Annotated in this window: 8 protein-coding genes; 1 reads left to right on the top strand and 7 read right to left on the bottom strand. The window is 71.3% G+C overall.

What is annotated here, in order from left to right; genetic code table 11:
• Positions 1-12 precede the first annotated feature (12 nt).
• Both GTY58_RS06615 and GTY58_RS06610 read right to left on the bottom strand, forming a co-directional pair.
• Positions 13-1992 carry an N-acetylmuramoyl-L-alanine amidase gene (locus tag GTY58_RS06615; RefSeq protein WP_010982676.1) on the bottom strand — a complete coding sequence of 660 codons (1980 nt, stop codon included), beginning with the start codon at positions 1990-1992 and terminating at the stop codon, positions 13-15.
• Positions 1993-2276: 284 nt separating this feature from the next.
• The gene (locus GTY58_RS06610; RefSeq protein ID WP_010982675.1) at positions 2277-3419 is read right to left on the bottom strand and encodes an aminoglycoside phosphotransferase family protein; all 1143 of its coding nucleotides are present in this window, start codon (positions 3417-3419) and stop codon (positions 2277-2279) included.
• Between the two features lie 233 nt (positions 3420-3652).
• Between GTY58_RS06610 and GTY58_RS06605 the strand changes: the two genes are divergently transcribed.
• Positions 3653-5149 (top strand): hypothetical protein, encoded by a 1497-nt coding sequence (locus tag GTY58_RS06605; protein WP_010982674.1) that lies wholly within the window; start codon positions 3653-3655, stop codon positions 5147-5149.
• Between the two features lie 121 nt (positions 5150-5270).
• Here GTY58_RS06605 and GTY58_RS06600 read toward each other — a convergent pair whose 3' ends face one another.
• From GTY58_RS06600 to GTY58_RS06580, 5 genes are all read right to left on the bottom strand, one after another.
• Positions 5271-6740 (bottom strand): SpoIIE family protein phosphatase, encoded by a 1470-nt coding sequence (locus GTY58_RS06600; protein WP_010982673.1) that lies wholly within the window; start codon positions 6738-6740, stop codon positions 5271-5273.
• 290 nt (positions 6741-7030) lie between these two features.
• A complete protein-coding gene (locus GTY58_RS06595) occupies positions 7031-8062 on the bottom strand; it encodes a Gfo/Idh/MocA family oxidoreductase (RefSeq protein WP_010982672.1) in 1032 nt (343 codons plus the stop codon).
• 81 nt (positions 8063-8143) lie between these two features.
• Positions 8144-9241 (bottom strand): chemotaxis protein, encoded by a 1098-nt coding sequence (locus GTY58_RS06590; protein WP_010982671.1) that lies wholly within the window; start codon positions 9239-9241, stop codon positions 8144-8146.
• Positions 9242-9419: 178 nt separating this feature from the next.
• A complete protein-coding gene (locus tag GTY58_RS06585) occupies positions 9420-10997 on the bottom strand; it encodes an FMN-binding glutamate synthase family protein (protein ID WP_197586375.1) in 1578 nt (525 codons plus the stop codon).
• 121 nt (positions 10998-11118) lie between these two features.
• Positions 11119-12732 (bottom strand): alpha/beta hydrolase, encoded by a 1614-nt coding sequence (locus tag GTY58_RS06580; RefSeq protein ID WP_037646287.1) that lies wholly within the window; start codon positions 12730-12732, stop codon positions 11119-11121.
• Between the last annotated feature and the right edge of the window lie 100 nt (positions 12733-12832).

Genomic DNA, 12832 nt, shown 5'->3' with positions numbered 1-12832 from the left:
CCCGAGTCCCTCCTACGACCTCGACGAAACGACCTGCACATCGGCCGCCCGCACGAACGCCACCCGGTGGCCGAACTGGATCTCGTAGTAGCGGTCCGTGCCGGTCACGACCTTGTGCGAGGGCGTGTCGAAGGTGACCGCGTAGTAGTACTCGCCCGGCACCTCGTCCCCGATCGCGTACTTCTGGCCCTCGAGCAGTTTGTACGGCAGCGGTGAGACCGACTGCGCGGGCACACCGGCCGGATAGGCCTCCTTCTCCGGGTAGGCGCGGCCGTACACGGGGATGTCCGTGAGTCCCGCCCTTGGCGTGACCACGAGCCCCGACGCGTTCACCGCCGTCGGCTGCTTCTTCGGGTTCTTGAACCAGGCCTTCTGGCCCAGGTACCAGATCGCCGTCCAGTCCCCCGCACGGTCGGCGACCGCGTACCGCTGCCCGGTGGAGACCCGCGAACCCACGTCGTTCACATCGATCGTCGAATCGTCGCCCTTGGGCCGCAGACCGATGTCCTTGATCAGGGGCGCGGTCTCGTCGGGGCCGCTGTACAGACGTACCTCGCTGGAGCCGTGGGACGCGCAGGGCAGGCCCGCGGTGACGCAGCCGGTGTAGACCGGCTGGTTGGCGGTGAAGTCCGGCAGGACCGTCACCAGCCCGCCGCCCCGGCCCGCCGTGGCGTGGAAGGGCCTGCCGAGCAGCCGGAAGTAGTGCCGCCAGTCCCAGTACGGGCCAGGGTCCGTGTGCATGCCCGGAATCGTCGCGGTGGTCGGGCCCGGCACGTTGTCGTGACCGAGGACGTGCTGCCGGTCCAGCGGAATGCCGTACTTCCTGGCCAGGTACTTCACCAGCCGCGCCGACGACCGGTACATCGCCTCCGTGTACCAGGCGTCCGGCGAGGCGAGGAAGCCCTCGTGCTCCAGACCGATCGACTTGGCGTTGATGTACCAGTTGCCCGCGTGCCAGGCCACGTCCTTCGCCTTCACATGCTGGGCGACGTGCCCGTCCGTGGAGCGCAGCGTGTAGTTCCACGACACATAGGTGGGGTCCTGGACGAGGTTGATGACACCGTCCCAGCGGCCTTCCGTGTCGTGGATGACGAGGTACCTGATGCTCTGCGAGGCCGGCCGGTCGCCCAGGTCGTGATTGCCGTAGTCGTTGTCGCCGAACTCTTCGTACGGTGCCGGAATCCACTCGCAGGCCAGGGACTTGGGGCATTCCGTGCCATCGGCGGAGACGGAACGCAGCCCGGCGCGCCCGAGCTGCGCGGTGTCGGGAGCCGACCCGGGCTCGGCGGCCAGCGTCACGCTCTGACCGGCGTCCGTGGTGCGCCGCGCACCCTCGCGGATCACGTCGTACACATCACGGGCGTACGCGGCCGCCGTGGCGGTGTCGTCCGCGCCCGAGAACACGGCCACCGCCCCGTACCAGTCGGCCGCGTCACCGCTGAGGGGCTCGCCGAGCTTCTTCTGCGCGGCGGCGAGCAGGGCGGCACCCCCCTCGATGTTGGCGGCGGCGTCCGTACGCAGCCGCTCGGCCGGGATCCCGGTCAGCTCGGCTGCCTTCGGCAACGTCTTGAGGCGGGCGGGGAGCTGGGAGTTCTCCGGCACCTCGGTGGTGGGCAGCAGGGCCGTACGCGCCTCGTCACCGCGGGCGTCCTCCGTGCCCGCGCTGTGGTGCGGGGCCCCGGCGATCGCGCTGCGGGCGTCCGTGAGATGCATCGGGCCGTAGCCGCCCGAGACGCTCGGCGCGCCGGCGTGCGTGTCCCAGCGGGACTGGAGGTAGGAGACACCGAGCAGCACGCTCTGCGGTACCTGGTGGTCGGCGGACGCCGTGGCGAACGCCCGCTGGAGCTCGGCGGAGGAGTCCGGGGCGGCGCCCGGGGACGGAGCCGCGCCGAGCAGCGGCAGCAGCAGCGCCGCCGAGGCGACGGCACCCGCCGCTCCGCGCGCGCGTCTGTGACCGACGGTGGACCGGGGGTCGGTGGCGGATCCTCGCAATGCAGCCTCCTGGGCAGATCGAGCGCGGTGGGGCGTGCGGGGGCCGAACGTGCGTCAGTGGTACCGGCTCACCGACGATCCGTCAATCATCTACAGGGGAAGGCGATTTCCCATGTCAGCCGAGGCGCGAGCGAGTTTCGAGGCGGTGGTGACCCGGCCTGCGGGGCGTCAGTGGAGTGGACCAATAACTCGTCCGGCGGACATTGCGTCCGACCCCGGACACGACGAAGGTCTGCCGGGGTGCGCCGCTTTTTCCCAAGGGGCACCGCGGGCCGTCATCCCCGTCAGCGAGTGCCGACTGCCGCTCGAACGGCCCGCCGGGCCATCTGACAGTCGTCGTGCAGCCGCCGCAGCAGCAGCCGCTGTTCCTCGCCGGACGGCGCAGCAGCCGGGTGGGCCTGGCCCGGTGCCGCCGGGGTCACGTCGTGCATCGAACGCTGCACGGCCGTCTCGTAGGTACGGATCTCTCGGGTCAGTACGAGCATCAGGTTCACCAGGAAGGCGTCGCGTGCCGCGGGCCCCGCGGACTGTGCGAGCTGACTGATCTGGCGCCGCGCCACCGGGGCGTCACCGAGGACCGCCCACAGCGTCGCCAGGTCGTACCCCGGCAGATACCAGCCCGCGTGCTCCCAGTCCACCAGCACTGGACCGGCCGGTGAGAGGAGGATGTTCGACAGGAGAGCGTCACCGTGGCAGAACTGGCCCATGCCCTGCCGGCCCGCCGAGTGGGCGATGCCGTGCATCAGCTTCTGCAGATCCCCCATGTCCCGGTCCGTGAGAAGACCCAGCTCATGGAAGCGGGAGATCCGCTCCGCGTAGTTCAGCGGGGCGTCGAACGTCCCCGCCGGCGGCCGCCACGCGTTCACCCGGCAGAGCGCGCCCAGGGCCGCCCGGATGTCGGCGCGGGGCGGGGCCTCCGCCGGATGCCGCTGGAGCGCGGCCACCCGGCCCGGCATCCGCTCGATCACCAGCGTGCAGTTGTCCGGGTCCGCCGCGATCAGCCGGGGCACCCGCACGGGCGGGCGGTGCCGGACGAACGAGCGGTATGCAGCTATTTCGTGCCGGATCCGCTCCGCCCAGATGGGGGAGTGGTCAAGTAAACACTTGGCGACGGCCGTGCTGCGCCCCGTCGTGCCGACGAGGAGTACGGAGCGCCCGCTGCGGCGCAGTACCTGCACCGGAGTGAACTCCGGACAGATCCGGTGCACCGACGCGATCGCCGTGCGCAGCTGGGCGCCCTGGGGGCCGGACAAGTCGATTCTCCCGCTGAGCGGTTGGGTGCCGAGCCCCGGAACGCGCCGCGACCGACCGGCACCGAGCAGGGGCGCCGCGGGTCGCGCGGGGTCGAGGTAGGGGCCGCTGCTGCCCGGCTGGCGGGGGTGGAGCGACCGGGGCGGTGCGGACACGGAGGACGATGCTGTGTACATGGGCGAGACAGATCCCTTCGTGTGCCTGCAAGTTGCCGCGCTGCCCGCCCCGGTTGCCGTGAGTCACCCTGGGGAGTGTCCCGGCGGCCACCGGGTCGGGGTGGCGCGTTCCTACCTGACACCTGAGGTCCACTGGCACACCATCTGGCGCACCCTGGCGAACCCTGGCGAATAGTCGCCCAGCATCTGACAGAGGGTTACTGTCAACTCAGCCGAGAACCTGGGGGCTTGACGTGAGCGGACAACCCAACACTCGTCTCTCGGACCTGTTCGGCCTGGCCGGCTGGTCCAAGGGCGAACTCGCGAGGCTGGTCAACCGGCAGGCGGCGGCCATGGGCCACCCCCAGCTGGCGACCGACACCTCTCGGGTGCGGCGGTGGATCGACACGGGAGAGATTCCGCGCGATCCGGTGCCGCGAGTGCTGGCGGCCCTGTTCACCGAGCGTCTCGGCCGTGTCGTGACCATCGAGGACCTCGGTCTGGCCCGGCACGGGCGTATGGGGAGACGGCAGAGCGACGGGAGTGTGGAACATCCCGACGGGATGCCGTGGGCGCCCGACCGTACGGCTGCGGTCCTCACCGAATTCACGGGAATGGACCTCATGCTCAACCGACGCGGCTTGGTGGGCGCGGGCGTCGCGCTCACCACAGGATCCGCACTCAGCAGCGCCATGCACGACTGGTTGCACACCGATCCGACCCTCGCGGCGGACGCTCCCGAACTCGACGATCCCCTGCACGCCGACCCTGCTGGGTTCGACCGCTACGAGGCTGCCCCCATCGGGTCGCAGGAGATCGAGGAACTGGAGCGTTCGGTCGAGGTGTTCCGGGCCTGGGACGCGGCCCGCGGTGGCGGGCTGCAGCGCAAGGCTGTGGTGGGACAGCTCAACGAAGTGGGAGGCATGCTCTCCTACCGGCACCCGGACCATCTTCAGCGGCGCCTGTGGGGCGTCGCCGCCAACCTGGCCGTTCTCGCGGGTTGGATGTCGCACGACGTCGGCCTGGAGCCCACGGCCCAGAAGTACTTCGTCATCGCCGCCCACGCGGCCCGTGAGGGAGGCGACCGGCCCCGTGCCGGGGAGGCGCTCTCCCGTGCCGCCCGTCAGATGGTGCACCTCGGCCGGCCCGGTGAGGCACTCGACCTGATGAAGCTCGCCAAGTCCGGCTCGGGTGACGAGGTACTGCCCCGCACCCAGGCCATGCTCTACACCATCGAGGCCTGGGCACAGGCGGCCATGGGCAAGGGGCAGGCCATGCGGCGCACCCTCGGCGAGGCGGAGGACCTGTTCGTCTCCGACCGGGGCGACGTGCCGCCGCCGAGCTGGATGCAGATGTTCGACGAGGCGGATCTGCACGGGATGCAGGCCCTGGCCTATCGCACCCTCGCCGAGCACGAGCCGGGAGCGGCGATCATGGCGCAGCGCCACGCCAAGGAGGCGCTGCACCTGAGGGAGTCGGGCCGGGACCGGTCGAAGATCTTCGACCACATCTCCCTCGCGTCCGCCTGCTTCATCGCCGACGATCCGGAACAGGCGGACCGGTACGCACGGCTGGCCCTGACGTCGATGGGGTCGAACTCCTCCCAGCGCACCTGGGACCGGCTGCGCGAGATGTACCGGCTCACCGCGGAGTACTCCAGCTACCCGAAGATCCAGGATCTGCGTGAGGAGATCAAACTCTCCCTCCCCAAGAACTCGTCGAAGTTCAGGGGCGGCAGCGCACGGGCGTGAGGGGCCCGCCGTCGACGTCCACCGTCACCGTCCACACCGTCCACCGTCGCGGTCCATCAGGGGTGGTCGCCGGGTTCGAGGCGTAGCGATGTGCCTCTGACCGGCAGGGTTTCCGGGTCCGTCAGGAGACGACCCTGGCGACGAGCACGCAGGCGTCGTCCTCGCGCTCCGTCTCGCCGAACTCTTCCACCACCGTCCGTACGCAGTGCTGGGCCGTGCGGACCCCGTCGAAGCGCGGGGCCAGGTCGAGCAGCCTTTGGACGGCCGCCGTTCCTCCCCCACTCTCGGCTTCGCTCGAGCGGGGGTCCGCCCATCGCCGCGGGACCAGCCCGTCGGTGTGCAGGAGCAGCAGGTCGCCCGCTTGGAGGGTCTCCTCGGCCTGCCCGTAGGCGGCACCCGAGGTCGCTCCGAGCAGCACGCCGTCCGGTGCTGCCAGCAGGCGCCCCGTCCCGTTGCGGAACAGCAGCGGGGCGGGGTGGCCTGCCTGTGCCCAGGTGAGTACGCGCGTCTCGGGTTGATAGCGGCAGCAGACGGCGCTGCCCAGGGCGGGCTGGACGGAGGCGTCGAGCAGTCCGTTGAGCCATTGCATGAGCTGACCCGGCTGGGTACCCGCCATGGCCAGGCCGCGCAGGGTGCCGAGCAGCATCGCCATGCCCGAGGTCACGGCGACCCCGTGCCCGGTGAGGTCGCCGACGCTCAACAGCATCTGGGTGTCGGGCAGTTCGAGCGCGTCGTACCAGTTGCCGCCGATCAGCGCGCTCGACGACGAGGGGAGATAGTGGGCGGCCAGGTCCAGCGTTTCGGGGCCCTGGTGCGGGAGCCGCAGGGAGGCGCGCCATGGCGGCAGTACGGACTCCTGTAGCTCGACGGCGAGCCGGTGCTCGGTCTGCGCGAGGTGCCGTTGGTGTTGCAGCGAGTCATGGGTCTCGCTCACCGTCCGCTGGCTGCGGTGCAGTTCGCTGACGTCCCGCAGCACGGCCCACATCGAGGCGGTGCTGCCGTGGGCGTCGAGGACGGGCTCGCCCATCATGTGCACGGTGCGCACGCCGCCGTCGGGGCGCACGATGCGGAACTCCCCGTCTATCGGCTTCGCGTCGATCAGGCAGTCGGTGACCATCGCCGTCAGCCTCGGCCGGTCCTCGTCGTGCACGAAGGACGGCAGTTCGTCGAGGGTGAGCGGGGGAGCGGCCGGATCACGGCCGAGGATCTGATACAGCTCGCCGGACCATGTCGCCTCGTCCGTCAGCAGGTTCCACTCGGCGGAGCCGACGCGGCTGAGCAGGGAGCCGCTCCGGGGGGCGGTGGGCACGGCTCGCTCGGCGGGGCCGGCGGTGGAGGGGGCGGCCGGCGCGGGCTGTGGTCCGTCCCGCAACTGCGCCAAGTGCGCGTCCAGATCGTTGAGTTGATGTACCGCCAGATCGCACAGTGCGCGCTGCCAGCGGCCTTGCGGGTCCGTGCCGTCCGCGGGCGCGTCACGTCGTACGGCGTCCACGTCGCCGCGCAGTCGCCGCGTCTGCGAGATGAGCGCGTCGACCGTGCCGCGCGGGGGCGGCTGGGCGGCGGGGCGATCCGCAGAGAGATGGGACGGCATGACGCGCTCCGAGGGGGGACGGTACGACCAAGGCTGGCGGAAGGACCGTTACGACTCTTGCACAGCCTGCGACGCCCTGTAAGGGATTCGGCAACACACGATACGGTGGTGCTTCTGGCATATGCCTACGTCCTCCCGTGGTGGGTTCATGGGATCAATGCCGGATCAGTGGCGCAGGGGTTCGTAGGGGTCAAGTCGTAGGTGACGTACGTGACTTGAGGGGTCGCCGAGGTGTGCCGCCCCGTTGCTCACGCGTGTGTTCGATGGTCAGGCGTGCGACGGCTTGAGCGTCAGCGGCTGATCGGGTTCTGGCCGTACAGATCCGGACGCGGGGCGAGTTCGACGGTCATCCGGTCGCCGGTGTCCTGTGCCCGCACCCCCGCCTCGGCGACGACGGAGGCCGCGTAGCCGTCCCAGGCGCTCGGCCCGGTGACCTGGCCCCGGCGGGTGGCGTCCACCCACTCCCGCACCTCGCGGTCGTACGCGTCCGCGAACCGTACGAGGTAGTCCTGGGCCACTTCCTGGTACGCGCCGCCCGCGCTGGTCACCACCATCGTGTGCGCGTCCCCGATCCGCACGCTCCCGGCCTCGCAGACCGCCTCGCAGCGCACCTGGTAGCCGAAGCCGGAGTTGACGAGGATCTCCACGTCCACCAGGGCGCCTCCGGCGGTCTCGAACAGCACGAACTGCGGATCCAGCAGACCTTCCGGGGCATGCGCGGACGGCCGCGGACGCAGCACGGTGACCGCGGTGAGTTCCTGGCCCAGCAGCCAGCGCGCCGCGTCGATCTCGTGCGACACGGAGCTGTTGATCAGCATGGCGGAGGTGAAGCCGGGCGGGGACGACACATTGCGGTGCGTGCAGTGCAGCATCAGCGGGCGGCCCAGCCTTCCGCTGTCCAGCAGCGACTTGAGCCCCATGTACTCGGCGTCGTACCGGCGCATGAACCCGACCTGGGCGAGCCGCCGCCCGAGCCGTGCCTCCGCCTCCACGATCCGTAGCGCGCCCGCCGAGTCCGGCACCATCGGCTTCTCGCAGAGCACCGGGAGCCCGCGTGCGAAGGCCGCGAGCAGCGCCTCCTCGTGCGCGGGTCCGGGTGAGGCGATCAGCACCGCCTCGACGCCCGGCGCGTCGAGAGCGGCCGCCACCTCGGTGTGCACCAAGACGCCGTCGAGGCCGGCCACGGCCTCCTCGGCCCGCTCCTTCGCCGGATCTGCCACGGCCGCGACCCTGGCCCCGCTCACCACGCTGTCGAGACGACGTATATGGTCGGCCCCCATGTGCCCCGCACCCAGTACCGCAACGCCGAGAAGCTGACTCACGTCCCGAACCTCCTTGTCCGTCACCTCTGTCGGCGTAGCGTAGGACGCCGGGCGGGGCGGCGGAGCAGCGGTCCCGGGCCGTCAGTAGCGCAGCACCCCGGCGATGCCCCGGGCCTCCCCGAGGGAGCCGTCGGGGACGAAGCGCACCTCGGCACCCGTCTCCAGGCACTGTTCGACGATCTCGTCCACGATGTCCTCCCGGGCGTCGAGGTCATCGCTCGCGGCCGGTACCAGATGGTCGCCGCCGTTGTCGCGGACCGTCACGCGGTAGTTCTCCTCGACGGCCAGCAGCCGGATGCGGCCGTCCCCGGCGTTCTGCCAGACCTCGTCGACGCCCGCCGCGAAATCTTTGCGGCCACGGGCCGTTTCGAGGTCCCTGATCACCGTGTCGACGTTCTTCCGGTCCTCGGCGTCGATCAGCGGCCGGACCGCCGCCCACACCGCGTCGGGGCCCGCGTGGGCGAGGCCGCCGTGCGGGACGTGGGCGGCATCCTTGGTGACCGAGCCGATCTCGTCGAGCAGCGAGAGCGCCGCCTGCTCGCCGGTGACGTACAGCGGGCGAGGGTGTGCGCGCAGGACGGCACTCATCGCGATGTCGGCGTCGCGCAGGAAGTGCCGGGTGCGCTCATCGCGGAAGGTGCTGGGCAGGTCGCCGACGCGCTCCTTGCGCTCGGCGTTCGGGGCCTCCAGGCTCCGGGCCATGGGAAAGCCCCCGGTGCGTTCCTTGGCGACACGGCCCGCGCCGCCGTTCCACAGCGTCACCCGGTCGGCGGAGACCGACAGCACCCAGAACGGCCGCTCGGCGGCCTGCGCGGCCACGAGATTGCGGGTCAGGAAGGTGTCCGACAGCACCACGCGCTCCGGCACGGAACGCGCCAGCGACCACACCTGGTGTTCACCGGGGGCCGCGAAGATGGCCAGACCGTCCTCGGCGTGCGCGAGATCGACCTCCGCGAGCGCCAGATCGAGCTGCGCGGACACATCGGTGCGCCGCTCGCGGGTGATCGCGGGATCGGCCTCCAGCTGCTTCTTGGCGTCGGCGAGCATATTGCGCAGCCGCACCGGGTCCTGCGCGTTGTCGGGCTCGCGGCGATGCGTCGGCGTCAGCACGGACACGGCGGGATAGGGCCGCGGGCGGCGCAGCTCGGCGAGGGATGAGGGACTGAGGGCATGCTCCATACCAGCACGATAGGACCGATTCGCTTATCGGGCATTCGGGGTAATTGTTTACTTCTTGACTTGTCGTGTCCGGCCTTGGCCCGTGGCATCCGGCCTCGACTCCTGGCACCCGGCCTCGGCCTGTGGCGTCCGGCGGCTCGGCCGCCCGGGTTCCGCCGTTCGGGTTCCGCCCTCCCGCTCAGAACGAATCCGGGTCCGCCGCCGTCCAGTCCGCTTCCCACGACGGGGGTGGCTGGGCGAGCAGTACGCCCGGCGGCAGCCACTCGTACAACTCGGCGTACGACAGGACCGTCGTCGAGTCCGTGCGCCGCAGCAGCATCCCGGGCGCGAGGCCGGCCGGGTCACGTACGCCCATCGCGGCCATGATCCGGGCCGCGCTCCGCACCGTGGCCCGCTGGAAGCGGTGGACGCGCTCGGACTTGTCGGCCACGTCGAGTGCGCGGACCCGGCGTGGATCCTGGGTCGTGACCCCGACCGGACAGGTGTTGGTGTGGCAGCGCCGGGCCTGGACGCAGCCGACCGCGAACATCATGGCGCGGGCCGCGTTCGTGTAGTCCGCGCCCTGGAGCAGCCGCTTGACGATGTCCGCACCGGTGGCGACCTTGCCGCTCGCCCCGATCCGGACGCGGTCCCGCAGCCCGGTGCCGGCCAGCGCGTTGTGCACGGTGACCAGGCCCTCGGTGAGGGGGGTGCCCAGCCGGCCGGCGAACTCCGGCGGCGCGGCCCCGGTGCCGCCCTCCGCGCCGTCGACCACGACGAAGTCGGGAGTGATCCCCTCCGCCAGCATGGCCTTGCACACCGCGAGGAACTGCCGGCGCGAGCCCACGCACAGCTTGACGCCGGTCGGCTTGCCGTGTGCCAACTCCCTTATGCGGGCGAGGAAGAGCACGAGTTCGCGCGGCGTCGAGAACATCCGGTGACACGGCGGCGAGACCACGGTCTCGCCCACCGGCACAGCACGCGCCCGCGCGATCTCCGCGCTCACCTTGACGCCGGGCAGCACCGCCCCGGTGCCGGGCTTCGCCCCCTGCGAGAGCTTCAGCGACACGCACTTGACCTCCGGCAGCGCCACCTTGTCCGCGAACTCCCGCTCGTCGAAGCCGCCGTCGGAGGTCCGGCAGCCGAAGTACCCCGTGCCGATCTCCCAGATGAGATCGCCCCCGCCGCGCAGGTGGTACTCCGACAGACCGCCCTCTCCGGTGTCGGTCGCGAAACCACCCAGCGCCGCCCCCTTGTTGAGCGCCAGGATCGCGTTCGCCGACAGCGACCCGAAGCTCATCGCGGAGACGTTCAGCAGCGCCATGTCGTACGGCTGGGTGCAGTCCGGGCCGCCGACGCGCACCACCGGGGGATCCTCGGGCGGTTCCACCGGGCGCAGGGACGGCATCAGGAACTCGTACCCGGCGGCGTACACATCCCGTTCCGTGCCGAACGGTTCCTCGGTGGCGACGCCCTCGGCCCGCTCGTGGACGATGCTGCGCACGGCGCGGCCGTACGGACGCCCTTCGTGGTGCCCTTCGGCGAAGTACCGCCGCGGCTCGGGCCGCGGCGGCTCCGTCAAGAACCGCAGATGTCCGAGCAGCGGGTAGTTCCGCAGCAGCGAGTGGCGGGTCTGCACCAGGTCCCACACCCCGAGCGCGGTGAGCGGCAGCAGCAGACCCGCGGCGATCCACCACCACGACGAGACGGCGCACGACAGGACCAGCGCCCCGGCCGCGCCGAGGGCGACGAACAGCAGCAACAGGAACCGGCGCACACCACGAGTGAAACCCATCGGCACGGCGGCGGCGAACGTTCGCCGTGCCTCAGGGGTGAACGCGAACGGGTCCATCGAGATCACGCCCGGCTGCAGCAGCGGGCCGGCTGAGGGGCGGCGGTCAGCGGTCCGCTTCCGGGCCGCAGGAGCTGCCGTTGGCCGGCAGGGAGCCGTACAGCAGGAACGCGTCGATCTTCTGGCTCGCGCAGCGAGAGGACCCGTACCCGGTGTGGCCCTCGCCCTTGTTGTCGAGGACGACCGCAGAGTCGCCGAGGCGCTTGGCGGTCTCCAGGGTCCAGCGGTACGGGGTCGCCGGGTCGCCGCGCGTGCCGACGAGCAGCATCTTCGGGGTGTCGACGGCACGCACCTCGTCCCGGATGAAGTCCGTGCCCTTGGGGCGGCCGTAGCAGATCAGCACCTCGGTGAGCCGGTACCGGCCGAAGACGGGCGACGCCTCCTCGTAGGCCGCGCGCAGCTTGTCCATGTCCCGGGTGACCTGTTCGGCGGTGGGCCGGTCGGGGGTGTCCGCGCAGGTGATGGCCATCAGCGCGGCCGACGGGTTGTCGACGGGCACGTCCGCCGGGGCGACCAGCCCGCCGCTCGGCCCGGGGCTCGGCCGGCCGGACGGCCGGTCGCCCGTCCGGGGCAGATCCGGCATGGCCATGCCGCCGCTCGCGAGACGCAGGACCCCGCTCGCGTCGCCGTTCTGCACGAGATTGGCCAGTGCCCCTTCCAGGGTGGGCCACATTTGCTTGCTGTAGAGCGCCTGTCCGATGGCGCCCACCAGATCCTGCCCCGAGAGCTGCTGGCCGAAGTCCGCCGGTACGGGGTCCTGGTCCAGCGACTGGACGAGCCGCACGACCTGCTGCCGTGCCGAACGCGAATCCTGGCCGAAGGGGCAGGCGATGTCCTTGACGCACCAGGTGATGAAGCTGTCCAGCGCGGTCTGCTGGCCCTCGGCGCTCACCAGCCCCTGCTCGGCCAGCGGCTCGGTGAGCGTGTCCACGCCGTCCAGCGCCATCCGGCCGACCTTCTTCGGGAACTGGGCCGCGTACACCGCGCCCAGCCGTGTGCCGTACGAGAAGCCCAGATAGTTGAGCTTCTTGTCGCCGAGCGCCGCGCGCATCACGTCCATGTCCCGCGAGGCGTTGATCGTGCCTATGTACGGCAGCACGGGACCGGAGTGCTTCGCGCACTCGTCGGCCACCTTCCGCAACTGCTTGAGGGCGGCCTGCGGATCGCCGGTGTCGAGGCTCGCGTCCAGCTCGGCGAAGGCCTCGGTGCTCCCTTCGCCACAGCTGACGGGGGACGACTGCCCGACCCCGCGCGGGTCGAACGTCACCACGTCGTAGCCGTTGGTGAGGCCCATGAAGTCGTTGCCGTCGCCGGCGAGTGCGCCGATGCCCGCCGCGCCGGGACCGCCGAAGTTCAGCAGTACGGATCCCCGGGACTTGCCCGTCGCCCGGTAGCGGGCCAGCGCCACGTCGAGCGTGCCGGCGTCGGGCCTCGCGTAGTCGAGCGGCACGGTCACCTTCCCGCACTGGAGGTCCTTGGGCATGCCGTCGCCCTTGCAGGCGGCCCACGTGATCTTCTGCGCGTAGAAGCGGGACAGATCGGGTTCGTCGGCGGCCGGTACGACCGACGGCAGACCGGCCCCCAGCAGGGCCAGCGCCGCGGTCGACGCGGCCGCGACGACCGCGCCGGCGACCGCGCAGCGCCTGTGCGTGGACAGCATGAACGCCTCCAGGTACGCCCGCACCGGGGACACCCCCTGATCACGATAATCGGGCGTCCGGGAGCCCGCCTCTGGGCGAGTGGGCCGGGCCCGGCCGGTC

It is taken from the genome of Streptomyces sp. SID5469 (assembly GCF_009862865.1).
Classification (GTDB): Bacteria; Actinomycetota; Actinomycetes; order Streptomycetales; family Streptomycetaceae; genus Streptomyces; species Streptomyces avermitilis.
The sequence above is the reverse complement of the archived record's forward strand: the minus strand, read 5'-3'. Positions and strand labels throughout refer to the sequence as shown.